Genomic DNA, 25741 nt, shown 5'->3' on the forward strand with positions numbered 1-25741 from the left:
CGCTTCGCGCTCTTGGGTGTAAGTAGTTCGATAGAGTCGGGGCTTACTACCAAATTGAGACAATTTAGTTCAAAGAGTAAGGAGTGGGGTTGCCACGGTAGGGTTCAAAACAGACAAGTAGAATCTGTGATAGTGCATAAATAAAGGTCGAAACTACATGGTCTTATATTGCGATCGCCATCGGCTCATGGTGGGTGCGCCATCGCTACTTATTCCACTTCACCAGCACCCCATCAACAACTGCAATTCCCCACTGTGGAAACTTCGCCAGCAGTTTCTTGATCACTATCTGCTTTCGCCGGGTCGTCACTCCAGCACGAGAGCAAGAAGTCAAACCCCGGATTCTGCCCCGAATTCGCCGCAACCTTGAGTTTCTGCATCCGCTCCGGTCGTACATTTGCCCTTGCAACTATCGCCTCATGTGACCATTTCTCAGGATTTGGCACGGGCGCAGAGGAACTTTCACCCTCATGATCCGCTTTGACTTCTACACCCGAAACTGAATTTTCAGTCATCAACTCAGTAGAGGGGCAACTCGGTTCTATTTTCTGATCTGCGATCACTGAAGTTGAAGATTTTTTGTAATTGTTCGGCTCGATAGGCGATCGCCTACGGCGGGTCTTCGACCATCGCAGATGGTGTTGGTTCACTCCCCAAGATTATGGTACCAGCTTCAAGCGCTTGGGTGTTGTTCATAGCGCTGGCAAGATTCTTCAACGCCATACCCATGAGTCGTAAGCATTCTTGGGCATTTTCCTTGGGCGGTTCCTGGGCTAGTCTACTTAGCTTACTAACCGTCTTTACCTTTCCATGTTCCCTCCTCGCTTGCTCTTAGCAGGTCGGTTCCATACGAAAAAAAGAAAAAATACATAAATCAGTCTATCCATTCTTTTGTACTACATATATAATACAAAATATATCACCACTCAGTTGGTGACTATTTATCGCTTGAACAAAAGGAAATTTTATGATTCCCCGAACACGCATCCGAAATATTGGTATCTCTGCCCACATCGATTCTGGTAAAACTACGTTGTCAGAACGAATTCTCTTCTACACGGGCAGAATCCACGCTATTGAGGAAGTGCGGGGAGGCGGTAAGGGTGCAACGATGGACTTTATGCCAGAAGAAAAACTACATGGTATAACCATCACTTCTGCTGCTACCACCTGCCAGTGGCACGATACCCAAATCAACCTGATTGATACACCTGGACACGTAGATTTCACAATAGAAGTGGAACGCGCCTTGCGGGTATTGGATGGGGCAGTGATGGTGCTGTGTGCTGTGGCGGGTGTGCAGTCCCAGTCCATTACGGTGGATCGGCAAATGAAGCGCTACCGAGTGCCGCGTTTGGCGTTCATCAACAAGATGGATCGGACGGGAGCAGATCCATTTCGTGTAGTACAGGGAATACGCGATCGCTTACAACTAAATGCAATATTGCTCCAGTACCCGATCGGCAGTGAAGACCAATTCCAGGGAGTGATCGACCTAATAGAAATGACTGCTGACTACTTTGAAGGTGAAAACGGGGAAAACTGGCTTTTTAAGCCAATTCCCGAATCACTTAGGGATGAAGCACAACAGGCACGCGAAAGATTGCTAGATGCTTTGTCGCTGTTTTCAGAACCGATGACCGAGATGCTACTGGCGGGTGAGGAAATTCCTAAAGAATTAATTTGGGAAACCATCCGACAGGCAACCTTGAGCCTAGAATTCACGCCTGTACTGCTGGGTTCGGCATTCAAAAATAAAGGAGTGCAAAACTTATTAGATGCAGTTACGCTTTATCTACCATCTCCGATAGATAGAGAAGTGGTCAAAACCGCAGAGTCGATTAGTGTCTACCCTAACCTCGATGCTTCCTTGGTGGCGTTGGCATTTAAACTCACTGTTGAATCCTTTGGGCAGTTGACCTATACCCGGATTTACTCTGGGACGCTCAAACCCGGCGATACAGTCTACAACTCGCGGACTGAACAGCGAGTGCAAATCGGTCGCTTGGTGCGGATGCACGCCAATAAGCGAGAAGAATTAAAAGTTGCCGTTGCTGGGGATATTGTGGCTCTGTTGGGTGTGGATTGTGCTTCTGGTGATACATTATGTTCTGGGGAACCACTGGTATCTCTAGAGAAGATGTTTGTGCCAGAACCAGTGATTACGCTAGCGATTACGCCCAAAAAGCAGGAAGACAGCGATCGCCTTTCCAAAGCACTCAATCGTTTTCAAAGGGAAGACCCTACCTTCCGCTTGAGCATCGACCCCGAATCAGGATCAACTCTGATTTCTGGGATGGGTGAACTCCACTTGGAAATCTACCTCGAACGCATCCAACGCGAATATAATGCTGAGGTCTACGTTGGTACTCCTGCTGTGGCGTACCGGGAAACCATTAGACAACAAGCTACCTTTGACTACCGATTTAAGAAACAGTCAGGCGGTCCCGGTCAGTACGCCCATATTACTGGGTGGATTGAACCCACAGATGAATCGTTTATCTTTGAGAATCGGGTGGTTGGGGGTGCGATTCCTAAAGAATATATCCCGGCGTGTGAGAAAGGTTTCCGTGAGGCGATGGAATCAGGAGAACTGGAAGGCTATCCCGTAACTGGCGTGAAAGTTGTTTTGGATGGTGGTTCTTATCACCCAATTGACTCTTCAGAATTGGCTTTCCGGTCAGCGTCCCATCAGGCTATTGAAGGTGCGATCGCCAAAGCAAAACCCTACATCCTCGAACCCATAATGCTTGTAGAGGTGGAAACACCTAACGAGTTCATGGGAAGGGTTCAAGGTGACTTATCCTCCCGTCGAGGTTTGTTGTTGGGTTCTGAGACAATGCAGGGATATACGGTGATTCGAGCCGAAGTACCGCTAGCGCGAATGTTTGGGTATTCTACAGAATTGCGATCGCTTACTTCTGGTATGGCTACTTTTTCAATGGAGTTTGCCTGCTATCGCCAGTCCTGAACCTATTAGACATCTCCGAAAAATAATTGTTTTGACGTAGCAATGCTATGTCTCTACAAGGGTTCTGGGGAACCCATATTTAATTTCTAGAGATGTCTATTTGTGAAAATTCGTGGTGTCCAGATCCCCGACTTCATAAAAGTTGTCGGGAATCTAATTTTTCGCAAATGATTTAGGATTGCTAGAGTTGAAATTAGTGATCGCCTTTGCTTGGGTTTAAATCATCTCTACCATTTAGGGAATCAATACTATTTAGTTCATTTGGCGATATAAGTGTCCGCCACAATATTGGATCGAGCGCGTGTTGCTTAATCGCTTACTCTGTCTAGTTTTTAGACTTTTTATTACGTCGAACTCAGGTTTTATAAAGTTCTCAAACTACCGCTCACACTACTCTTCCCACTCAATCAGCACCCCATCCACAATCGCAACCCCCCACTGCGGAAACTTCGCCAGCAGCTTCTTGATCACAATTTGCAAAGCCGGGTCATCATTCCAGCACTCTTGCAAGAAGTCCAACCCCGGATTCTCCCCCGAATTTGCCGCTCGATTTAGTTTTTCCCTTCTTACAGGTCGCACATTTGACAAAAGCTACAATCGCCTCATGCGACCACTTTTCAGGATTTGGCACGGGTGCAGCGGAACTTTGACCTTCATGATTTGCTTTTATTTCTCCACCCGAAACTGAATTTTCAACTAACAACGAAGTGGGATTATCTTGTTCCCACACTCAAATGGCATTAATATCTTAATGAGGGTGCCATTCGTTTCAAAAATTGTTTTACTTATCCAGTTTACAACTTTTAACAAATCCAGATGAATTTATGTCTTGTAAAATCGGTATTTCATACATTATTAAGTTTGGAGATACACTTTTTGATATTGCTAAACGAGAGTTAGGTGACATCAAACAGTGGCACCAAATTCTCAAACCTAATGGCACTTCCTTCGCAGAATATGAGACAAATAATTTGGAGGTAGGGCAAGAAATTTGCTTGCCTCAAAGAACAAAAGAAGAGAAGATTTACACTGTATGTCTTAATGCTGAAGATTTTAAAGGACGAGATGCATACACAGTAATACAGAGCGTCTTTGGGAAAGGTGCAATAGAAGCTCCAGATAATTGCGATTCCACACATGCCCCACACATTACCCAGGATACGGATAACAGTATAGGTAATCATTTTGTATTTCACATACATCGCGATCAAGATTGCGATCCAGTTACCCACAGTCCAAATCGACAGCGTTGTGAGATCAAAGTCTTCAATCGTTCTGATGACAAGCTTAAAGGTTACAAAGGAGCAACATTTGCTTATGATTGGAGATTCCAAATCAACAATGATATGACCGTCTCAAAATCTTTTACCCACTTTTTTCAACTTAAGTCAGTAGGAAGCAATACGGATACTCCTCTCGTGACTATCTCAGGTGCAAAAGTTAAAGGCATTGATAAAATTCAAGTGCGCTTCATTACTCCCTTAAAGGAAAAAGTTTTAGCAGATTACAACTGGTCAGATATCAAAGGCGAATGGCTAAATGTTTACTGTCAAGCTAAATTCGACTATCAAGGTTATTTAATTCTCACAATCAAGAAACTTGATGGTACTTTATTACTGTCAGTCAAAGAACCGAACCTCAATCTCTGGCAAGATGGTGATTACGTCCGGCCTAAATGGGGAATATATCGCAGTCTGAATGACAAGAAAAATCTTCGTCCTAATGAAGAGACTGTAAGATTTGCCAACTTCTCAATTACTAATGGAAATACTCTATTTAACTCTTACATAACTGGCAAATAAAAATACTTTTTGAGTAAAATCGCAAATTAATTTGTTAAGCGATCACTGGCAGAAAACCTTAAACATAATAGCATTGATTTCCCAAAGAAAAAGCAAATGATTTGGAAGTGGGTCAGGAAATCTGTTAGCCATCTTGTGAGATAGGAACTAATAAACTCTCTAACAGAGTAGTAGTAAGTACTGAGTACTGAGTATTTTCTGTCTGGCACACTCTCTGTTTTAAAGACCTTCACTGAGCTTGACACATAACAAATTACAAACATCGTTCCTCAGCATGATCAATAGTGCTGAACAATCAAACAGAAAAGTGAATAAATCAAGAATGCTGTAAAGCGAATTTAAATTTATTTACCAGAATATCATAACAAGATCCCTTTTTTGGCTTGGTCTTCCAATGATTATGCCAATGATATGCATACGAATTATTTAGCATATCCATTACTAAATCATCCTTAAAAAAACTATCAAAGCCTATACAATTTTTTTGTTTCCAAAGAGGATCAAAAATTTCACATGGTAAAATTTTTAGTTCCTTAATAAGAGGTTCTGTTTTTGAAAAAATAAACCAAGGTACGACTGTATCATATTTTTCTACAAGGGCTGATATATTCTTTTTTAAAATTCCTTTATCTGATGAGAATAATATAGCACTGTTAGCAAACTTTTGATGTTCCCACTCATAAACAAAATCGCCCTGCTCATAAAGACTAGTAAAATCTTTTAAAAAACAAACATCTAAATCAGTGTATACAAAGCTATCCTTTTCCTTTACACACATTAATAATCTAAAAATATCACCCCAATAACTAAGTTTATACTGCTCTTTAACAGAGCCATAGAATGGTATTTCAATAATTGATTTACTTGTTGCTGTTAGACCCATTACAGGATGCCTTAAGCGAGATGGATGTCTTGGCAGTCTATCTAGAAAAACTTTTTTATACATTTGACTTTTTAAAGTAAAATATTTATTGTATGCTTGAATGATTAAAGTATCGAAATAATTCTGTTCTCGGCTAGGAAAAAACTTTTCAAAAATAGTACCTTTAGACAAATATTCTAATTTAATTTCTTTAATTTCTACTCTTGAGTTTTTGAAAAGAAAACTGATATCTTTTAAATTATTACAATTTTCTAAATATAATTCTAGATTTCCAGTTTGTGTAGCGAGAAAAGAAGAAAAAAATAATTCACTTATAGCAGGGATGTTTCCGTTCCAGTAAGCAAGAAATTTCATAATCTTAGATTTTTACTTATTATATCTGACAAATAATCCCTCATATGAGGAGAAAATTCACTTTACACTTACATAATTTTTTAGCATATTGACTGTTTCCAATCTTATAACTAAAAATTTATATTTTCTGTATAGTCTTATTAAGATTCACCAATATTAACATCAAAAATATTTATTAATTATTTGTTAGTAAATCAATAAACCTATTAACATCTTTACAACCATAGTTAAAGGTGTCTATCCCATATTTCACAACTAAATTAGTCAGGATAGATTGGTCACATCTATGCTGTTGAAATCCCGGTAAGTCTGGCAAACCACAAGTATTTTCGAGATGACGAGATGCAATTCTTTCATCTAAATTATATCTCAGCCACTCTGATACAAATTTGAGAGTAAAATTATTTTTCTCTAGTAACATCCATGTAGCTTGAACTTGTTTTGCTTTATAATACTGTGGCTGATCGCAATCCATATATACAAAAGTATCTCTTTTCGTCCAATGCGAATTTTCAAACTTAATTTGATGAAAAAATGTACCTTTATTACTAATACATAAATCTACTAATATTTGAAGAGATCGTTTTACACCCCAAGGTCCACAATCATAGTAAAATACTATATCACCATCTTGAATTTTATTGAGAATATCTAGGATAATATAAGGTTTAAAAACATAGCCATTTTCCAAAATTGATTTATCTAAATATATCCTATTTTGTACATAAAAGTTTGTTTTCAATAAATCTTCTTCACTCCAAGAAACAATATTTGTAATACCTTGCTCTCTGGCGGTTAAATTTAAATTTAACTGATTCTGTCTATATAATCCACTTTTACGGCCAAATCTGTCGTCAGCGTAATTGAGAAGATACAATTCCATAAATTCCTTGTTTTGTTTCACAGTTTCGTTTTAGCAGATAAGGAAAGCATCACTTTCCCTATAAATATCAAGAAACATTTCTGTCTTTTAGAGGAAAATTAAACTTAGTGACTGGAATCTATAAACTAAATAACCAATATGGAATAATTTTAAATTCATGAGAAAAAGTTGGCTGAACTTGGTATTTTGAAATAATAGTAGAAGTGTCAATTTCAAATTGAAGTTCTGGATATTGATGACAAGCCACATAATATAGAGGTAAAAGACGTTGAATATCAAAGTTTGAACTTTGGTTATAAGTCCAGGGTTTTTGATAATAAGGTAGCAGCCACTGAAAAAGTTTAGCAAAAATTTGCTGATCCTGATATTGAAATTTCCATAAATCAATACCAATATGCTGGCTAATTTGAGCAAGATTTACCCATACTTGTAAATTTAAAACATAGCAACTAAATACATCACTACGATTCTTTTGTAAGGACTGAGTAGCATTTTGCTCAAACTGCTGCATAAGTAGTAATTTGCTGTGTTGTACAACGTGTATCAAAGTACGAATATCATGGATAAATGCAGCTAATGATGCTACTAACAAAGAATGAGTATTTATGTGTATACTTTGCTTATTTTGGTTGGTATTTTGATTATTATCTTGAAGCCAGTTGAGAAAATTTAGGCATAAAAATTTCAAAGATTCATCGTCAGAAGTTGTCCAATACCCAGAGGGAGAGAGAATAACAATAGCATCTAACAATACATAAAAATTTGTATTTTTTAAAATTTGATAGTAAGTTGTTTCTGATTGTTTTTTACACTTGGCAGATCCTAAATGAGGATTTATGTATATAGCTAATTCAATTAACCATATCCTAACTAACTTAGTAGCACGGATAGCATATTGTTCATCTCCTGTAAAATACCAAGCAATGGCTAGTTGAATAGTATAATCAACCATTAATTGAAAACACTTTTGCTCATCATTTATGTTTTTTACAACTAATAATAGATGACTAATAAGTTCAAAAACTTCACTATCTCCGCTTTGCCATGCTTGTCTTGTCTTCAAAAGGTTTACTTCATTATAAATTAACAAATTGTTTTTAGACAAAGTTTGACTTACAATCTGTTCATCTAGATCATTAAGAAACTCTTTAATAGCGTAAAAACGTATTTCTACTCTCTTGCTTACATCTTGTTCACATTCTGATACCCCTGAAAATAGACGTGCTACCCAGCCAGTAAAGTGAAATTGTTCTGATTTGGATAATAGTTGTTTTTTTTCTTTTTCCCAAGGTTGAAGGCCCCATTGATTCCATACACCAGGAACTGACAAACGACTCAGTAACTCTGCTTTAGGACGATTACTATACCACCTATTTTCATCAAATTCTTCCTTAGCATCTCGACGAAAAATAATCTGTGGTTCTTCAGTAGGATTTTGATTAAAATTAAGGTCAAGTAAAAGCTCATTGTTCAAAACTCTGCTCATTGGAACAATAAAGTATTTATTATTTTCAAAGGACTCTACATCATCAACTATCTTTGCCCAAGCATTTTTAGTAAGGAAACAGTTTCCATCCCAAGGAAGAACCCATTTAGCTAAAGTACGACCTTCACATAGAGCAATATTTCGCGCCTTGTTATTGTTCATTACATAAAGAATTTTGTACCGATAAAGATAATTTTCTAGTTTTCTTTGGTCAAAATTTAAGGTTTTTATATACTGCTTATCATGAAATTTAAATTCAAAAAAACCTTGAAAATCAAAATCAATTCTAGTGTACTCTTCTTGAATAAATGGAATATGAATATATTTTTGATTATATTTATTTAAAAGTTTTAAAATTGCTTTTTCATATTCTGAATCTACTATACGATTGACTACCCATCGCTTATTACACTTTATTAAAAACGGTTCATATTTAAGAATAAACTCAGTATTCTCTAATGTTTGACCTTTTTTATGACGTGGTGATAGATCATTTCCTAATATCCGATATAAAACAAAAGTATTGTCTTTATCCATTTAAAAAAACACTCCAACTTAAATTTGCTAACTTTAGTATTAAAAACGCAGGTAATTATTAAATTTGTTTTCTTTTAATTTAGTAACATTATTTTCTTGACTTAGGAGATAAACTTGTCTATTTAGAAGATTTGGCATTGTAAATCTTGCTTGTTTAATAACATTAGTAAATGTTGATCTATGAGTTCCAATGAAAATTTTACTATGTATACAAATATACTGTTCAATGCAGCCAATTATTTCATTGTTTGTGATTTCTCCTATCTCATCTAGAAAATTATTTAAGGAAATGATATTAAATTTTTGATACAATGGTTGTAAGATTTCTTTTTGTTTTTCATCAGTAGCTAAAAATAAATTTTGCTTATTCAAGAAAATATTTTCTAAACACTCTACTACAACATCTGGCTCTAGTAGATAAAAGAAATCTCCTCTTCTTAAATGAAGACTATTATAATCACCTAGTTTTCTAATTATATTTTCTGCCTTAGTAATTATATCTTTTTGAAAATGGATATACTTGTTAATCAGTGATTTATAAAAAATATATTTTTCTGAGGATAGATAAGTAAATAAATCATTCCCTTGTAGATTTTCAAAAAATAGAATTGGTGTAAGGTCATTTTCAAATTCTTTTAAAAATCCTCGAATAGTAGTAGTTTGTGACCAAATTTTACAATGTTTTTGAAAATAAATATCTTCCACAGAACCCGGAGAAGGTAATTTATCTATCCATAAATGTTTTTCAGCACCTCCGATACTAGTAATATATTTTTTTGGCACATCTTGGACAATAGGACTATCCATATCAATAATTTTTACAATTTGTTGAAGATCTTTGATATCTAAAAAAACACTCCAATGAGCAAAAGAATCTTGCTTTTGTTCATTAATATTAGAATTATTATTCAAAACTACTCGTGGAAGTATTAATGTACGTTGAAGTTCTTTTGCCATAAGAATTGCATTTTCTAATGACTGTCTTTGATTATTAAATCCACTAGCACTCTTGTATGTTAAATATTTTTCTTCAGTGGCAATCATTTCTTCTCAATTAAATAGTTCAAAATTATCATAAGTTTGTTATTGTAAACGCAAAAAGTACTCTTTTGTCGATATATATGGTATGTTAATTAATCCTCCATTCTTTAATTATCTGACTTACCTAACTCTTAAATGCGATTTAGCACAGCACATTGCAAGCATAATTGGACTGCTTTATTCTGATAGATAGCGTCTTATTAACTTACCTCCAAAACTGTTTTATTTTGAAATATACCTTCTTTAATTTGATTTTGACCAATTAGAAACGTCAACTGTACTTTGTCAACAAGTTTTCTAAATCAGATTATATTCAAGTATTTTGTATTTCTTTATTACTTATTTAGGAGCGCTGACAAGACGCTGATGATTTAGTAAGCAGTTAAATTCGGCTTTTGAAAACTCTCCCAAATCCAGCAATAGCAAGTAGTGCGTAACCGTAGTTCAGATATGCTTCCAGAGGAGCTTCAGAAATAGCTAAGTTCTTCTTCATAAATTCTGAAGCGGTCACTGCTTCTTTGATATTGCTCATAAATTACCTCTTTGATTTTTTTAAAATCTATTTTGCTTGCAAAAGTTATCAGGAAAGGCAGAGGGCAGTCCCAATGAAAAAATTTCATCACCATGAATGAAAATGTGATGTGAGACGGATCTATATAGATACTCATCGAAGGAACATTTTCAAGTCAGAAGGCAGAAGGCAGTCCCAATGAAAAAATTTCATCACCATGAATGAAAATGTGATGTGAGACGGATCTATATAGATACTCATCGAAGGAACATTTTCAAGTCAGAAGGAAATTCTGACTCCTGCACTCTGCCTGTGACCAAAGGGAACAAGGGTCTAAAACCCCGCCGTCTACACGGCGCTTACAATTGGGCGGGGTCTGAATCCCCGTCCAATTGTTCCTTCTGCCTTCTGCCCTCTGCCTTCTGCCTTCTGCCTTCTTCAATAATTTTAGTAAGTTAAAATATATCAGTAATTAAATATGTGTGCAAGGACAGTTAAGACATTTAAGACATTTAAGTACTAATTATCTAAAAGCTGGTTAGTAAGCCTTTATTATCAAGCTACTAACTTCAATATAAGCTGTTAATAACATGAGAGCGTTTTTTTTCGGGGGAGATGGCACTGACAATGCGGTAAGTTAACCAAATACCCAAATCTGAGTAACTTGTTATCTACCTAGCTTCATATTTTTATCTTGGGCATCAGCCAGGGCTATTTCATTCTAAAAAGCTGCTTGAGTGTGTCTAGTCCAAAAGAACATAAACGTTGAGCTTGTGCCATATTTTTAAACATATTGTTTCGGTATAAATTGAGTGAAAAATTGCGAGTGAGCGCAAAAATCTGAGGTAAGGGTGTAGTGCGAATTCGGGATGCATCTTCACCTTGGGTAACGTCCCGAACGTAATGAACTTTATTCTCAACACCCCAATATCCTCTGATTCGTTCAGCTATTTGTTGAGCCGTTTCAGTTAGAGATGAAATGTAATAACGAGTCTCAGTAGTTACTTCAATTACATTGTGTGTGAAAACCTGACGTTCTGATTTGACTTGAATCAAAGTGGTAAGTCCAGGCCAAGGACGAATACCATCAAGATTTTGACAAATACTGACATGTCGCTTTTCGATTCGACCATGACCTTTATTTATCTGCTCAAAAGAAAATTCCGGTGTAAAATTAGTTTTGATATCTTTGAATAAACTAGGTTGATTCCCTTTCAAGGCAGCAATATAATCATTGCCACTGTTGATAATCAACTCACAAGTTTTTTTTGTGTATTAATAGCATCAAAGGCAAAAACTACTCCCCTGAGAGCCAGTTTCTCAATCAACTCAGGTAATGCTTTTATTTCGTTGGTTTTGGCATCAACTTCAAACGGTTCTAAAATCAATCCTCGCTCTACAAGGTAAGCACTGACCAACATAATTGCTGGGTGGGAATCAGAATGTGGATTATCATTTTCTACTTGATATGAGCCTTTGAGGACTTTACCATCCATACCAACAGTTTCTCCAGGCAGTGGTTTGATGTCAAAGAAATTCGCAAGGCATACGGAATACTCTTCGTAATTTATGTGTAATAAATTACGACGGACTGTACTGTAAGAAGGAAGCCTATTCTTTGTCGGTTTCAAGAGGTCTATCAACTCCTCACGGTAGCTTGAAATCCAATCTCCAATTGCTAGAAATCCTTTATTGCCTGCGGCGATCGCCAATGTGAACAGCGCAAGACATAATGGTAGAGTATGTCGCTGTCCGGCGCGGCGACGGGGGTCTTCTAGACCTGCAAAAGCTTTGATAATTTCGATTTCAGACACGGTAGTAGATACTTGAAGTAGAGCTGGCGATGAATTCTACCATATTGCGTCTACATTTAGAATGAAATAGCCCTGATTGAAAGCCGTGGTGAACTAGTGATTGACGCGAAACAAATCAAGGGAGTACCATTCTTTCTCACAAGTACAATTGCTCATGTAGTCGAAGATTTTTTAGGGAAAAGTATACAACCAAACCTATTAGCAATGAGTGCTGGAGTACGCCAGTATCTAGAGAAAAATGCCAGAGATTGAAAGTCAACATCTATCTCAAAAAGCTAACTACTGTGCCTTCGCTATATTTGCCAATTCTAGCCATCGACTCAATTCTTTTTGGTTGATAATCTGTAACTTAGAGAAAGTCATACGGCGTTTAGATGCCCAACGGTACAAGGTTCGCAAAGTCACTTTGTAGCCTGTTTTTTCATAGATATAGTCTGGTAATTCTCGCCCTAAAAGTGGAAATTCCGGGTTTTCTAAATCAATGCCAAATTTGGAAAGTCGTTCTTTCTCTTTCATCAATAATAATGAAACGTCAGACAAAGAATACTTTTTGAAAGGGTTTTGACGTTTGAGATAAAATAATCCTAGTAAATAGCAGCATTCTTTGAGCTTGACTTCTCGCTTGTAAGGCTGAACGCCACATATTCGCAAACAGTTACGCCAAGCTCTTTGAGAAATATTCTTACCTAAAACGTGTTCGCAAGCTGTTTTTACCCAAGCAAGGGTGTACATATTTTGATCCATATCTCCTCTAATAATTTAATGCCCAGGTTTTCCTGGGCGCTCCAGCTGCTCCAGCTTAATCTTCTACAGGCTCAGTATTGTCCTCCAGTTTTCCACGAAGACGTTTGTTAATCATTCTCTTGTTACTGCGTTCAACATAAACGCCAAAACCGTTTTCCCAAAATACACGGTGCAATTCTGATAATTTCCACCCCTCAAAGTCGGCCAGTTCCTCCGCTTCTTCAAAGAGTGCTGTTGGCACGTAAAGTTCAATCCTGGTCATTCCCTGTGCTTTTGTTCTAGGCATTGTTGCATCCATATTTAATCACCCAGATTATCAAATGAGATTGGTTATGGGACAAGAACCCTACAAATAAATATTTTTGGGTTCTTATGTGATATGTAGCCAATATAGACTATATTAGTGGTGTAGTACCATATAAGAAACAAAATAATATGGAAAAAATCAAACAAATACTTACTTTGCAAGGGATTGAGTTCGATGAGGGCGATATTTTGTCCGCCGCATCAGCTATTGGCATGGATGTTGATAATTTGAATGATGCCGAAGCCCAGGAAGTGGCAATTCAAGTTGCACAAGCCAAGAAATCAACTGCTTTGACCACTGCTAATGGCAAGTCCAAAAATGGCAATGGCAAGTTAGGTAAGAACTCACCCCGCCGTAAATCCACTCCTCCATTACAAGGAGCGATCGCTCATGCATCCCAGGTTTCAAATCAAGAAATTCAATCCTTGGAGGATGTTCTCAACGTCGGGATTGATGCTTACACAACTGATAAAGCTGACCAGTTGTTATCAACGATTCGCAATGCCCCCAAGGACGTGGTGAGTAAGTTTGTCTCTAAGGCGATGGAGGAGGAAGCTGACGTAGATTCCTTTCGTGCAATCGGTGACGAACTCGTTGCGGGTATTTTCGGCATTAGCCCAACAAATGCAGCCGAATAAATTGATCTTGGTAGCAGCAGTACTGAATCTGCTGCTATTAACCCTCGTTTTGGGCGTGGCAATATATGGAGCAACAAGACCAAACCCATCGCAAAGCATTAAATATTCACCTGAAGAAAGACGGGGAATTGAATCTGTCCGGCTTAACACTAGAAAATCTGACAACAGAAGAATTCCTGGTAGTCCAGCAAATTATTGATGAGTCGAGAGTGCGATCGCAGTCCAATAGACAGATTGAGGAATTGATGCAACGGGGAATGATGGCTCAAACTGCGATCGCAGCTTTTACCATTCTGATGTTTTCGTTCATGGGGATATATGGCATAACCCGATATATCGGCTCACAAGTTCAACAAGTTCAGGAGAGTTATACAAAGGAGTCAGGAGTCAGAATTCAGGAGAACTGAATAGGTAGATTTGAAAAGTGAAAATTTAATGCTTTATAGTCTATTCATTCAGTACTACAATTCTTTATTCTGGCTTCTGGCTCCTGACTTCTGAATTCTTTAATTAGTAGTTAAAGGGGAGAAAGGAATGTTAGGAAAATGGCTTCCTGGTTTATTTGGTGGTAAAGGTGATGGAGTAGTATCAACGGATTTAAGAGTTGGGGATGCTACCCAAATTGAGGGTAATTTACCTTCATCAATCCGCGATCGCTACACATTGCCAGCTTACACTACAGCACAGCAGGTTCTGGATGAAGCAGAAGTGGCTGGCAATTTAAAAGCACAGAAGTGGTTGCACACTAAATTTTCTCGGCACAGGCTCAAGCAGTTGCAATCCTTGGCAGAGATGTATAAAAACCAATTGGCATATTCCCAAGAAGCCATGAAGATTGAGGAAGATTTGCAGCGAACCAGGGGATTACATGGGGAGGCGGTGATCCGTCATGCCTTTGGTTCTCAGGAACAACAACGCCAGTTGGGGGGATACGAGAAAGCATTTGATGAAGTGGGAGATTCATTCCGATTTTAGGTTATGCAAATTAAACTGTCCTTTGTTGGATATGCAGTTTGTGGAGTCGGGCTGTCAATGTTGATGGGGTTTCTCTCAGTTGCTAGCCCAGTCAGTCAGTTTGTGCTGTGGATCATCAGCATGATTTGTATTTGCGGTATTTCTGTAGGTTTGTTCAACTTTGCTGGCTTAGTCGTTAAAGGATTCGGTTTCAACCGCAAGACTTTCACCATTGGGTTAATGCCTGGAGTGATATTCCTGTTTGTTTTCTTGACATTAGTTGCAGCAGGTGTTGCGTTGGGGGTGAGATAAATTATGGGATTTGAATTACAACGTCTGACTGCCAGTGGGGTGATTCATGCAGAACGGACTATCTTATGTTCTTTAGGAGCGAGTGCAGTATTATGCTTATCTGCTCCTTTTTTCTTAAATACTGACCGGATAACAACCGGGATGCTGCTTGGTGCTGGAACGCTGAGTGCTGGCTTATTTGGAGTCTCTGCCTCCTTCAGCGAAGGCAAACAGAAAGTATACCGCTCTTTAGAAGAAGCTGACCTGAAATCACTTAAACAGCATTTACAAGGTGAAGCTGTTTATGATTATGTCACCACTGCGATCGCAGCTAAACGCCGAGTTGCTGACTATGTGAATCGGCTACCAGTGCAAGAGCGCCCCCGGTGGATAGCTGAATATCAGTTGCAAGGGTTGGTTACACTCCCAGAACCACCAGCACAACAATCACCTTCACCGACTGGTATTCCCAATCCCGATATTGCTGATATTGATGAAGAATTTGTGCAGTCCGTGATTAATCCGGGTGCGATGAAAGTTCTCCGAGCCTTAGCAGCTAATTATCCTGAGTACATCAGAATTGATGGTGCTTGGATTGATGAACTGTGTGATGCTGCATCTAATCAAAATATGACCCTTCGCAGCAATCACCATTTTTACCTTTCTGGTGGAACACAATCTGGGAAGTCCACTCTTGCAGGCGTGATTATCAATAAAATTGCTGCAAAATCTCAAAGCCCGGCAATTGTGATTGGCAGCGATCCAAAGGATGATGTCACCAGATGGCTGTGCAGATTCACACGTAAGTTTGACGGCATGAAAGAATTAAAAAACTGGATTACCTTTGCCACAGACCAAATTGACAAACAGAAAGCAAGAGTATCAATTGTTGGTGGTGAATGTCAGGGCGTTCCCGAATTATTTCTTGCCCAAGATGAAGTTGACAGTGTTTATGGTGGTGGCAAGGGACTTCCGGGAATGGTTGATGCTGACACTGCCAAAGACTTGCAAGGGTTCTGGAACTACGTCATCAAGTTTACTGCTGGACTTAAAGGGCATGGCATCTTTATGGGCCAGTCTCCATTGTCTGGAGAAACAGGATTTAGTCGTCCATCTCTGAAGAACGTTTGTTTCATTGCAACAGGGCAAACATCCTCTTATATTCTTGAACATCCTCAAGACTTTGTAAATGTTAAAAAGGAGATTTTGGAAGTATTACGACAGGCTTGCGAAATGTTAGATAAAGCCGGAGTTCGATATGCTCTGGTAATTCCAACTCGTGGTAATCCTTTTATAGCTTTAATACCTGAATTTGATATCAAAGGTATGGAGCAGAAGCAAGATTCCAAACCGAATGGTGACACTGTTAATAGTTCTAAAAATAATCAGCAATCCTCACAGCAGCAGGTTGACTGGTACGAAGAAATTAGAAAATGGGCAACAGGATTAGGAAGAAGACCGCATTTTCAGGAAATCAAGCAGAAGTGGCACGAATTAACAGGGCAAGAGTTAAACGATTTGGGAGTAACATTACTATTAGAAAATCTCGGCTACCCAGACAATTAAACTGGAATGCTCGATATGGTAATCCTAAAGAGTACAGAAAACAAGTAGCGTTGGCGTAGCCCGCCGTAGGCATCGCTCACAGAAAAACTCACAATTATTGTGTAGTCTGTCTGACTAAGAAAAGTGAAGAAATCCATCACGCTTACTACGGCAACGACATCATTGGTCAATCTACATTTCCTACGTGCTACCGTTGTCATAATGAGATTTGTCATAGTCCAATCAACTGGATAAAAAGCCGTAGTAATCCTGTTTGGGGCAATCGTAATACTGACGAATTCATTACAAGATTGAGGCTGGGATATCAATTACTTTATGGAGGTGTTATTTGGTGATTAAGCTATTAATAAAGTATGCGCCTGATTCCGTTGTGGATGCTGTGAATGATATTTCTTTAGCAGAACTGGACAAGCGAGGTTTAATAGTCTGGACAGACGCACCGCCACTAGAGCCAGAAGATGAAAACTCAGCATTTAATTTAGCTTCTCGTTTTACTGAAGTAACGCCTGATAATATATTAGAAATCTTCAAAACTATTGCTCAAATATACACTAGTTATGGCGACTGTTTAGCTCTCAAATACTTGATGGAACTTTCCGCAGAATACTTTGGTTTAGAGGGTGTTTGAAAAGTTTTAGGAAGTCAAAAATTAAGCCAGTCGCCTCACCATAATACGGATCATAGCAAGGTAGATAAAACTTTCAGATGTTTCGGGTAATAACTCATAATCACGGACTAATCGCCGACACCCCATTAACCAACCAAAAGTGCGTTCTATCACCCAACGCTTTTTGAGCAAAACAAAGCCTTTGGTTTGCTCTGGTCGCAGCACTACCTGTACAATCCAACGAAAAAAGTCCATCACCCACTGCATAAACAACTCACCGTCGAAACCACCATCAACGAGCGAGGATGGTCAAACGAGATACTTGCTCCCCTGAGTTTTTGACTCGTTGGAGAACTTGTTTGCCCCCTTCTCTCTCACCTACATTAGCCGCTGTTACCAAGACCCTCAGCACTAATCCCAAGGTATCAACGGTCATAAATCGCTTGCGTCCTTTAATTTTCTTGCCGGCATCAAAGCCTACTGATTGACTCACCATTGCGGCACTTTTGACGCTTTGGCTATCAATTATCGCTTCCGATGGACTTGGATGACGTTCAATTTCGATTCTCGTCCATTCTCGCAGAGTATCGTGAATGTGCAACCATGTCCCGTCTTTACGCCAGTTTCGGAAATATGTGTACACTGTTTGCCAAGCAGGAAAGTCCCCAGGTAGCGTTCCCGCTTCGGGTTGCCGAAGGCATCGCCATCTGACTCCTTCTAGCAGGATGTAAAAAATTGCATTCAGGACTTCCCACATATCGACTTCACGTTTACGACCACCTGGTTTCGCTTCTGGAATCAAGTCGCTCAGAAATTCATATTGTGCACGGCTCAGGTTACTCGGGTAAGCTTTACTCATGTCGCTCTCTCAGTGCTGTTTATTATCTATTCACAGCCTATACTGAGAGAGCTTTTTTACAACATACCCGACTTTTCAAACATCCTCTTAATTGGAGTTGAATAAAATGTATAACGAATACGACGATTTGAGTTTTGAAGAACAATTACACCTAACTGAATCCCTTATTAGACAGCGACACAATCAGCAGATGTTCTTGCGCCGGAATGCCCAACTGTTGCACCAGGAGTTAGAGCTTGAAGCCGAGCTGTTAGAAGACAATCCAGAGTTAGCCCAGGTGATTCATTCTCTTAATATGCAGGAGATTCAGAGTAATCAGCGAGGGCTAGAGAATGTTTTATGCTCAGAAGACTCAGCGTCAAAGGAGCAAAGTTTTTTGAGTAGTTTTTTACCCGGACTGGGTGGGAGATAAATAATTAATGGGCTAAATCTATTTCTTTTGATGTTGCTACATAGCTGTTTTGAGTAATTGGGTAACAATAAAAGAGGATTAAAGTTATGTCAGACTTATCACAGACAAAGCTCGGACTCATAACAAAATGATTGAACACGTTCGCTGGTTGCCAGATGTCCTTGAGGTGATTGATTTGAGTCTGGAACAGCCCAATTGAAAATATTTGATAGCAACTTGCACCCTTACAAACCGGAATCGAGTTCAAAAGCTCCCATTGCTCTCAGGCGAATTGTTAGAAGTTCAACGTCTGTTATGGCTTTGTGCGGCCCCTGGCGAATGTTGCCAGGGGTAAACCAAAATGTTCCCGTAGATAATGTTGTTCCCCCAGTTTCAACTACCCCAGAAAGTATATAAACATACTCATCACAAAAATGGATGTGAACTGGAATTATATACTGCCAGCACTCATTTTCAAACGATGGATTGACCCATCTGGAACAGGCTCCGCTACTTTACGATCTACTTGTTGTACAGAACCAAAACCTAGAACCTGAAGTTTTAGCCACACAGATATCCTCGCACTTACTACGAAGCCTGACACGGTAGTTCCCAAAATAAGGGTAAAAGTCTGATATATATTTGAAGTCATTTGATTTTATATATGCCGAAAATGCGAGCGAAAATACGAGATACAGAGATTTTCTTTGATGTGGAAGGTTCTGCACTAGTGGTGGATGGGGCGAGCATCTGCTCTAAACCTGTTGCCTTTCTAATTCACGGGGGGCCTGGTGCGGATCATACTTCCTTCAAACCAACTTTCTCGACTTTAAGCCAAAAACTACAACTAGTTTATTTTGACCATCGCGGTCAAGGAAGGTCTGCCCGTGGGTCTAAAGAAACCTATACTTTAGACAATAATGTTGAAGATATGGAAGCATTGCGCCAACACCTTGGTCTGGAGAAAATTGTTGTGATTGGTAGTTCTTATGGTGGTATGGTGGCTCTAACTTATGCAGTACGCTATCCTCAGAATGTCTCTCATCTGATTGTGATTGCCACGGCAGCCCATAGTGGCTTTTTAGAAAGAGCCAAAGAAATCTTAGCATCAAAAGGAACTGAGGAACAAAAAGTAAGCGTTCAGCGACTTTGGGATGGGAACTTTGAAAATGAGGAACAGCTAAGACAGTATTTTCAAGTGTTGGGACCAATGTATTCGCTAAGATACGATCCTATTAAGTCAGGCATTGCATGGAGCCGGAATATTCTCTCAATTGATGCGATCAATGTTGCTTTTGGCGGTTTCCTCCGCACCTACAATATTCTTGACCAGTTACATAAAATTACTGCACCCACTTTAGTTATTGCAGGCCGGTATGACTGGATTTGCGCTCCAGAGTTTTCTGAAGAAATTGCTCAGGCAATTCCTAATGCCGATTTGAGAATTTTTGAGAATAGCAGTCATTTGATCCGCGCAGATGAGCCAGAAGCACTTTTAGATGCAATAGCCGGCTTTTTGGTTTACAAACGTTAGCTCAATTCGTAATACCATTTACTCAATTAATGAGAGAGACGATAACGCTGCACGTAATATTTAAATGGTTGGGGCATTATCCATTGGGTTAGGCGATATAAATCGGTATGAAACTGCAATTGCTGTTTGAGCCTTGAATCCCCCGAATTCTATTCCGGGGAGTATGTCAATCACCTCTGTGATACTTAAAATTGTAAAAAATTGACCTGCTCTCTAGTATGCCTTCTCGAAAAGCCACTACTCGGATAAGCATTAGGCATTGTTATTGCCGCCATTAACTGGTATGTCGAAATGCAATACGTCTTCGCGATCGCCCAGCTTTGTATAAAGTTTAATGGCTGGATCGTCACAAATATCCGCCTGGACGAAAATGACATAAGCTCCATAAGCTGCTGCAACTTCTTTCAGCTTCTGAATTAATGCCGTTGCGATCCCTTGCCGTCGGTGTGCGGCGGCAACAGCTAGATCGTAGATGTAAATCTCGCTGCGCTCCTGCTCGAATTTTTTAAGCTCGTAGGCAGTAAGACCGCCAACGACCTCACCTTCTTTCAATGCGGCGATCGCAATGAAGTAGTCACTATCGAGCAGTTGCCGCAGATAGTCTGCACCCTTGCAGATTCCCATAGGTTTCCACCTCATCAAACGCCTCACCAAAGGTCGCTAATAGAGCTTCCATTAATGCAACGTCCTCCGGCACAATCTGTTGAATGCTTAAGTTCATTAGTATTTCCTAAGCTATATTCCTGCTGAACGGCTAAATCCTGCTCGTTCATACAATATCAGACGAAAGGGCTAAACCCAAAAATCAGTTGATTATCCTTTGCTGTTATGGCTGTCTTTGGGGTGCAATTATTGGAATTGCGACGTTGTTTATTAAGCCCAGTGTGACTATGGCGGCGATTGGGTTGGGTTTTACGGCTGGGGTGTCTGGGAAATCGTTGGTTCAAAAGGGGGATTGAAATTATTGCTGTCCTAACGGTCATAATCCCCTTATGGGCGCTTTTACACATGGATTTTATACCTATGGGTGTACGCTATTCGCTGGAAACCTCTAAAGATAAAGACGATACTCAATAACTCAAGTTTGACCGTAGGTACTCTTACACGCTACCTGCGGTCGTTACCTCCTATAATCGCATCTCAAGAATTACTTCTAATCAACTGTAACAAGATAGACTCAAGACTTTGTAATGCTGCGTTTGTGGTACGTTGATGTTCTTCACGCATTACGCTGATGTTGTTCATGGCTATCACGTAACTCAAGTAACACATCATCCAAAAGTTCAAAGTTTAATCCCACCCTATTTCGCATTACAGTGGCAGCATTTAATGAACGTGCGCTCAAAGCATGGAAAAAAGCCGAATTTAAACAGGTACAGTCATTTCAAGCACTAGACGATAAGGAACTATTTATTATACTGGTGCGGCATATTTGAGAAGTCTATTGTAGAAGGACAAATTATTTGACTAAAGTAGTAGATTGTGTGCCATAAATCTAAATTTTTCTAGGTTTCCAGCAATTTCTATAACTCCATGCCAGAAACCCTAAAATTAGATATTGAATGCTTACATATCACCTGTGCTGCTATTGAAAGGTTAACCAAAATATAGTCAGCAATTCCTAAACGAGACATTTGGGGCTGATATTGATTACCCTGATCTATCAAAATCGTTTTACACCCTGCACTATGTCCAGCTTCTACATCACTGAGATTATCACCAATAAACCAAGAATTTGCTAAATCTATATTTTGTTCGCTAGCTGCACGTAAAATCAAGCCTGGTTTTGGTTTACGGCATTCGCAAGCAATTGCATACTCAGATATTACACCATTTGGATGATGGGGACAGTAGTAGAACCCATCTAGCGATAGATCCGCTTTTTCTAATATTTCATTCAATCGCGCTTCCACTCCCGCCAAGGCAGATTCTGGAAAATAATCCCGTGCTACTCCCGACTGGTTAGTAATCACAATTAATTTATATCCAGCTTTGCTAAGTATTTGTAATCCTTCAATAGCACCGATTTTCATTTCGATTAATTGCGGATCAACATTGTTTGGTACATTTTCAATTAAAGTGCCATCTTTATCTAGAAATATCGCCGGCATTTGAGATTGCGAATTTAATTTGTTAGTTCGATGCCAAATTTTCTGATTTTCCAAGAAGTATATTTCCCCATCTTAAATCTAATACCACTTGCAAAAGACGACAACGGTGTTGCCGTGTCTCCCGTAAGCGATCGCGTCCAGCATTATCGCACAGTATAGAACCCATTTGACATCTAAGAAGGTGCTGCAAGCCTCTTAATCATTAGCCTGATGAAGCAGATATTGAGTTTGGCAGTGGCACTAACCAGGGTTCGTTCAAAGTTCTTAACCAGAATTTTACAGCGCTCCATCCAAGCATTGGAGCGTTCGATCACCCATCTAGCTATTGCCGGAACAAATCCAGATTTTCCTTGTGCCGCTTTCTCTTGTTTTGAGGGTTTCGTAGAAAGTTGAAACTGAATTTTGGTCATGATCTCTGGGTAAATTCGCTCTAACTCCTGAGTCAAATATTCTGGGTGATACCCATGATCTAGCAGGATAGTAATCTTGGGAATATCGATAGGTTTTGACTTGAAGTAGTCGATGTTGAGAGTAAACATCTCAATTAATCCGGCATCATCCGAGACATTGGCGCGAGTACAGAGCGTAAAAAAGGGAAACCCAAGGGTGTCAATAGCCAAATGCCTTTTAATACCGTTGGTGGCTTTGTAGAAGCAAAAACCTTTCGACTCCACACTGGCGTTGCAGGTATTTTTCACTGCTTGGGAGTCAATGATGATCAATGTCGTCCAGTGCGGTTTTTTTTTTACCTGTTCACGCACTTGTCCATGTAAGACACTCATCAGTTCCTCAAATACCCCGGCTGCTCGCCACTGTTTGTAGTGCCAATATACAGTGGAATAAGGGGGGAGGTCTTTAGGTAAGTCTTGCCAATTGCATCCATTTTTTAGTTGATAGAGAATTCCATTGAAGATATCTCGCTTTGGCCAGTTGGTCGGTCGAGTCTGCTTCTTAGTCGGTAATATCTCTTGCAATAAGGGTTCAAAAATTTCCCATTCTGCATCAGTGAGGTTGCTGGAATACGCCATTAGTATTGGATTTTAGATGCTGAGGAGTACCTTAATTCAAAACCTCACAAGATGTCAAATGGGTTCTATAAAACTCGCCAATATAAAAAAGCAAGTATAGTCATTTACAACAGTGGCAAGATTTGATATGCAGTGTATCATCTCCAGCTTATTGTCTATATAATTTGCTGACTATTTCATGTGGAAACTAAGGATGTATATGTAAATATCTGTATTAAGGTTAGAGAACTTCCTGGGCTGAAATCAAAACTAACAGAGATTTGTGATTCCGCAGAAATTGAATATGCCTTTACTCAAGGGTTTGGCAAGCTTGCTAAGGTCATGTTCCGGTTAAGTTGATTCCCAATGTTGGGTCATAATTGAATGGCACGCTTGAAAAGCGCTAACCCTTGATATTACTGGTTTTTGGGTGTGAAATTTAGGTTTTGCTGTAGGAAATTAAGAAGAATTTACGGGTATTTCACACTCGTCCGGTGAAAACTATTTTGATTCACACTGTGCTGTGTGAAAAGCCATCTGCCAGAAATTATGTTCAAATTTTGCAACCATTAAAAAAGATTCTTCAGCTTGTTTTTGAATATCTTCCTGTGCCGTTTCTAAAACCTCATCAGCTTGCTGTGACAAAAGTTTTACATATTTTGTAAAATCAGTATTTCCCCATCTTTGTGCAAATTCATCGTAAGGTGCAGGCATCTTACCTGGTAGTTGCCAACCTTGATTATAGGCTAATTCAATAGCCCAAAATGCAGTTGCTTGCACAGGATAAGGCTTGTCTGCAAAACTATGCATATATTCACAATATTCTCTACAGGTTGGTTGTTTTTTTATATTAAGATCCAGTTGTCGTTGGGTAGCTTTTTCTTTAAACCAATTGAGTTCGTCTTTAAGAGCTGCCAGTCCTCCAAGTATCACATCAAAATGTTCTGGAGGTGCGCTGGCTAATACTCGCCCTACCATCCGCGTAAATTCCACAACAAACAGATAATCTTGCATCAACCATGTATTGAATTGCTGGGGTTGAATTATACCTAATTGACACTGTTCTAGAAAGGGATGCACAGTTGCTTCTTGCCAATCTTGAGCGTGATTTTCTAAAAGAAGTTTGCAGGTAATAGTCATTTTGGCTCAATAGGTGTTTCCGGGAGATGGAATGGAGAGGAGCAGACTGCTAAAATCCTAACGATTTTACCTGTATATTAACAAACACTTGCAGGCACTTTGCAATTCAATTGAAAGTATCTACGCCCAAGAAAATTACCATTTTTTGTAAGGCAGGAATTTACCTGACATAACAATTTTCACGCGTTCGCCTTTTGGGTTTTCTTCCTTGTCTACATTCAAAGTAAAATCAATAGCACTCATAATTCCATCACCAAACTTTTCTTGAACTACATCTTTTAGTGGAAGTCCATACACCTGCATAATTTCATAGAACCGATAAATAAAAGGGTCAGTTGGAACAACAGCATCACTACCTTTTATCGGATATTTACTCAGTTCTTTAGCATCGTCTATATCAAGCCCTAATGTATCAACTAATAACTTTGCTTCTTCAGGTGAAGCACTCGCTTGCCGATAAATTACAGAGGCAATCCATACTTCATTACATTGCAAAACTTCTGCTAATTCTGCAAAAGTCAGCCCCTTGTTTTCTTTGGCTGTTAAAAGTTTTTGGGTAATTTCAGGAATAGACATTTGAACGTAAAATAAGATTAGATTTATACATTAACAAGCATACACTAACTCAACGTATGAAGCTCAAAACCCATTTTCTGTCTGTTTTTTAAAACTTGGCTCAGATTTTTTTGACCAGAGTAATGTAAGAGCGATTATTTACCGCTCCTTTGCTCCTATTAACTTTTAGCCTGGTGTTAGCTTTAATTCTTTAGATTTACTGGAATTGACTATTTTCACCAAGTGCTGATTCAGATAACTTTGCGCTGAGATATAAAGACTTTCCCAAATCTCTTGATTGCGGCTGATTTTTGTGCCGACTGTATTTCCTGCTGTTTTCTCCGATACTAAGTATTTGCGGAAGTAGTTAGTCCACAGGTGTTGGAGAAAATCTTCGGCGAATTCGTTAAACGGCAGAATCCATTTATAGTCTTTATCCAGAAATACCCGATAGGACGCAATTATCGGTAGTGCCAAGTCGGTTGGCGCACCAAACCCAAATGAATACTTGCTGTCCGGCAACAACGTTGTTTTACGTATATCTATTGATGCTAAATCGTTCACACCCTTTCTTCTGGGGTTGCTGATATGTTCTTGGATTATTTCGTAAAGTCTTTGCTCTATCCACAGAGATTGAGTCAAGAGAGGCAGTAAGGCGGTTAATCTTTCCCTTTCTGTGTCTGTGATGTTAGAGGGAATACTCATACCTGCTGGATGCTTGGCTCGTTTATTGCTGTCGGGATCCCTGGCTGTCT

General features: G+C 39.1%; 27 protein-coding genes and 3 pseudogenes. 11 read left to right on the forward strand and 19 right to left on the reverse strand.

The annotated features are described in order from the left end of the window. Window positions 1-233: 233 nt before the first annotated feature. A complete protein-coding gene (locus tag IQ276_RS38265) occupies window positions 234-650 on the reverse strand; it encodes a hypothetical protein (protein WP_193917200.1) in 417 nt (138 codons plus the stop codon). A gap of 317 nt (window positions 651-967) precedes the next feature. Between IQ276_RS38265 and fusA the strand changes: the two genes are divergently transcribed. Next, complete coding sequence (gene fusA / locus IQ276_RS38270; protein WP_193917184.1) at window positions 968-2971, forward strand: elongation factor G; 2004 nt, start codon at window positions 968-970, stop codon at window positions 2969-2971. An 824-nt stretch (window positions 2972-3795) separates the two neighbouring features. Continuing rightward, window positions 3796-4773, forward strand: coding sequence for a LysM peptidoglycan-binding domain-containing protein (locus tag IQ276_RS38275; protein WP_193917186.1), 978 nt, complete (start codon window positions 3796-3798; stop codon window positions 4771-4773). Between the two features lie 316 nt (window positions 4774-5089). Here IQ276_RS38275 and IQ276_RS38280 read toward each other — a convergent pair whose 3' ends face one another. The 6 genes and pseudogenes from IQ276_RS38280 to IQ276_RS41205 all read right to left on the reverse strand — a co-directional run bounded on the left by IQ276_RS38280 (window position 5090) and on the right by IQ276_RS41205 (window position 12282). Continuing rightward, window positions 5090-6010, reverse strand: coding sequence for a hypothetical protein (locus IQ276_RS38280; protein ID WP_193917188.1), 921 nt, complete (start codon window positions 6008-6010; stop codon window positions 5090-5092). A gap of 175 nt (window positions 6011-6185) precedes the next feature. Continuing rightward, window positions 6186-6914, reverse strand: coding sequence for a hypothetical protein (locus IQ276_RS38285; RefSeq protein ID WP_193917190.1), 729 nt, complete (start codon window positions 6912-6914; stop codon window positions 6186-6188). Between the two features lie 97 nt (window positions 6915-7011). Continuing rightward, window positions 7012-8916 (reverse strand): alginate lyase family protein, encoded by a 1905-nt coding sequence (locus tag IQ276_RS38290; RefSeq protein ID WP_235116478.1) that lies wholly within the window; start codon window positions 8914-8916, stop codon window positions 7012-7014. A gap of 39 nt (window positions 8917-8955) precedes the next feature. Then, the gene (locus tag IQ276_RS38295) at window positions 8956-9960 is read right to left on the reverse strand and encodes an O-fucosyltransferase family protein (protein WP_193917194.1); all 1005 of its coding nucleotides are present in this window, start codon (window positions 9958-9960) and stop codon (window positions 8956-8958) included. Window positions 9961-10339: 379 nt separating this feature from the next. Continuing rightward, window positions 10340-10489 (reverse strand): hypothetical protein, encoded by a 150-nt coding sequence (locus IQ276_RS38300; RefSeq protein ID WP_193917196.1) that lies wholly within the window; start codon window positions 10487-10489, stop codon window positions 10340-10342. Between the two features lie 690 nt (window positions 10490-11179). Further along, a pseudogene (locus tag IQ276_RS41205) lies at window positions 11180-12282 on the reverse strand (ISAs1 family transposase). Window positions 12283-12378: 96 nt separating this feature from the next. Here IQ276_RS41205 and IQ276_RS38315 point away from each other — a divergent pair. Next, entirely contained in the window at window positions 12379-12534 is a 156-nt protein-coding gene (locus IQ276_RS38315; RefSeq protein ID WP_373690639.1) for a hypothetical protein, read from the forward strand. A 27-nt stretch (window positions 12535-12561) separates the two neighbouring features. Here IQ276_RS38315 and IQ276_RS38320 read toward each other — a convergent pair whose 3' ends face one another. After that, window positions 12562-13026: a DNA-binding protein gene (locus IQ276_RS38320; protein ID WP_193919972.1), complete on the reverse strand. Its 465-nt coding sequence runs from the start codon at window positions 13024-13026 to the stop codon at window positions 12562-12564. Window positions 13027-13081: 55 nt separating this feature from the next. Then, window positions 13082-13324 (reverse strand): hypothetical protein, encoded by a 243-nt coding sequence (locus IQ276_RS38325; protein ID WP_193919970.1) that lies wholly within the window; start codon window positions 13322-13324, stop codon window positions 13082-13084. Window positions 13325-13461: 137 nt separating this feature from the next. Here IQ276_RS38325 and IQ276_RS38330 point away from each other — a divergent pair, with 137 nt between their 5' ends. The 5 genes from IQ276_RS38330 (at window position 13462) to IQ276_RS38350 (ending at window position 16782) form a co-directional block, all read left to right on the forward strand. Continuing rightward, the gene (locus IQ276_RS38330; protein WP_114080762.1) at window positions 13462-13971 is read left to right on the forward strand and encodes a hypothetical protein; all 510 of its coding nucleotides are present in this window, start codon (window positions 13462-13464) and stop codon (window positions 13969-13971) included. Between the two features lie 65 nt (window positions 13972-14036). Next, window positions 14037-14378 (forward strand): hypothetical protein, encoded by a 342-nt coding sequence (locus IQ276_RS38335; RefSeq protein WP_193912961.1) that lies wholly within the window; start codon window positions 14037-14039, stop codon window positions 14376-14378. Between the two features lie 127 nt (window positions 14379-14505). Then, window positions 14506-14946 (forward strand): hypothetical protein, encoded by a 441-nt coding sequence (locus tag IQ276_RS38340; RefSeq protein ID WP_193919968.1) that lies wholly within the window; start codon window positions 14506-14508, stop codon window positions 14944-14946. Window positions 14947-14949: 3 nt separating this feature from the next. Continuing rightward, window positions 14950-15237 carry a hypothetical protein gene (locus tag IQ276_RS38345; RefSeq protein ID WP_193919966.1) on the forward strand — a complete coding sequence of 96 codons (288 nt, stop codon included), beginning with the start codon at window positions 14950-14952 and terminating at the stop codon, window positions 15235-15237. 3 nt (window positions 15238-15240) lie between these two features. Continuing rightward, a complete protein-coding gene (locus IQ276_RS38350; protein ID WP_193919965.1) occupies window positions 15241-16782 on the forward strand; it encodes a hypothetical protein in 1542 nt (513 codons plus the stop codon). Here IQ276_RS38350 and IQ276_RS38355 read toward each other — a convergent pair. After that, window positions 16779-16997 (reverse strand): hypothetical protein, encoded by a 219-nt coding sequence (locus IQ276_RS38355; RefSeq protein ID WP_235116479.1) that lies wholly within the window; start codon window positions 16995-16997, stop codon window positions 16779-16781. The genes IQ276_RS38350 and IQ276_RS38355 overlap by 4 nt on opposite strands. A gap of 116 nt (window positions 16998-17113) precedes the next feature. Between IQ276_RS38355 and IQ276_RS38360 the strand changes: the two genes are divergently transcribed. Continuing rightward, on the forward strand, window positions 17114-17410 hold the full coding sequence (locus IQ276_RS38360; RefSeq protein ID WP_193919964.1) for a hypothetical protein: 297 nt from the start codon (window positions 17114-17116) through the stop codon (window positions 17408-17410). Between the two features lie 21 nt (window positions 17411-17431). Here the strand turns inward: IQ276_RS38360 and IQ276_RS38365 are convergent. Then, window positions 17432-18248, reverse strand: a pseudogene (locus tag IQ276_RS38365) (IS5 family transposase). A gap of 106 nt (window positions 18249-18354) precedes the next feature. Between IQ276_RS38365 and IQ276_RS38370 the strand changes: the two are divergent. Continuing rightward, window positions 18355-18660, forward strand: a complete 306-nt coding sequence (locus tag IQ276_RS38370; protein ID WP_193919963.1) for a hypothetical protein — start codon at window positions 18355-18357, stop codon at window positions 18658-18660. A 430-nt stretch (window positions 18661-19090) separates the two neighbouring features. On the opposite strand, the gene IQ276_RS38375 is transcribed toward IQ276_RS38370, so the two are convergent. After that, the gene (locus IQ276_RS38375; RefSeq protein ID WP_235116480.1) at window positions 19091-19291 is read right to left on the reverse strand and encodes a hypothetical protein; all 201 of its coding nucleotides are present in this window, start codon (window positions 19289-19291) and stop codon (window positions 19091-19093) included. 21 nt (window positions 19292-19312) lie between these two features. Between IQ276_RS38375 and IQ276_RS38380 the strand changes: the two genes are divergently transcribed. Continuing rightward, window positions 19313-20173 carry an alpha/beta fold hydrolase gene (locus IQ276_RS38380; protein ID WP_193919962.1) on the forward strand — a complete coding sequence of 287 codons (861 nt, stop codon included), beginning with the start codon at window positions 19313-19315 and terminating at the stop codon, window positions 20171-20173. Between the two features lie 252 nt (window positions 20174-20425). Here the strand turns inward: IQ276_RS38380 and IQ276_RS38385 are convergent. From IQ276_RS38385 to IQ276_RS38415, 7 genes and pseudogenes are all read right to left on the reverse strand, one after another. Next, a pseudogene (locus tag IQ276_RS38385) lies at window positions 20426-20894 on the reverse strand (AAC(3)-I family aminoglycoside N-acetyltransferase). Window positions 20895-21696: 802 nt separating this feature from the next. Further along, window positions 21697-22284, reverse strand: a complete 588-nt coding sequence (locus IQ276_RS38390; protein WP_190884439.1) for a D-glycero-alpha-D-manno-heptose-1,7-bisphosphate 7-phosphatase — start codon at window positions 22282-22284, stop codon at window positions 21697-21699. A 22-nt stretch (window positions 22285-22306) separates the two neighbouring features. Then, the gene (locus IQ276_RS38395) at window positions 22307-22450 is read right to left on the reverse strand and encodes a hypothetical protein (protein ID WP_235116481.1); all 144 of its coding nucleotides are present in this window, start codon (window positions 22448-22450) and stop codon (window positions 22307-22309) included. Window positions 22451-22457: 7 nt separating this feature from the next. Further along, on the reverse strand, window positions 22458-23312 hold the full coding sequence (locus IQ276_RS38400) for an IS5 family transposase (protein WP_235115308.1): 855 nt from the start codon (window positions 23310-23312) through the stop codon (window positions 22458-22460). A gap of 480 nt (window positions 23313-23792) precedes the next feature. Then, a complete protein-coding gene (locus IQ276_RS38405; RefSeq protein ID WP_235116482.1) occupies window positions 23793-24431 on the reverse strand; it encodes a TenA family protein in 639 nt (212 codons plus the stop codon). Window positions 24432-24566: 135 nt separating this feature from the next. Next, window positions 24567-25007: a cyanase gene (cynS, locus tag IQ276_RS38410; RefSeq protein ID WP_190884437.1), complete on the reverse strand. Its 441-nt coding sequence runs from the start codon at window positions 25005-25007 to the stop codon at window positions 24567-24569. Window positions 25008-25172: 165 nt separating this feature from the next. Next, the gene (locus IQ276_RS38415) at window positions 25173-25691 is read right to left on the reverse strand and encodes a hypothetical protein (RefSeq protein ID WP_373690640.1); all 519 of its coding nucleotides are present in this window, start codon (window positions 25689-25691) and stop codon (window positions 25173-25175) included. Window positions 25692-25741: the final 50 nt, after the last annotated feature.

Origin of the sequence: Desmonostoc muscorum LEGE 12446 (assembly GCF_015207005.2) — a bacterium.
In the GTDB taxonomy this organism is placed as follows: domain Bacteria; phylum Cyanobacteriota; class Cyanobacteriia; order Cyanobacteriales; family Nostocaceae; genus Nostoc; species Nostoc muscorum.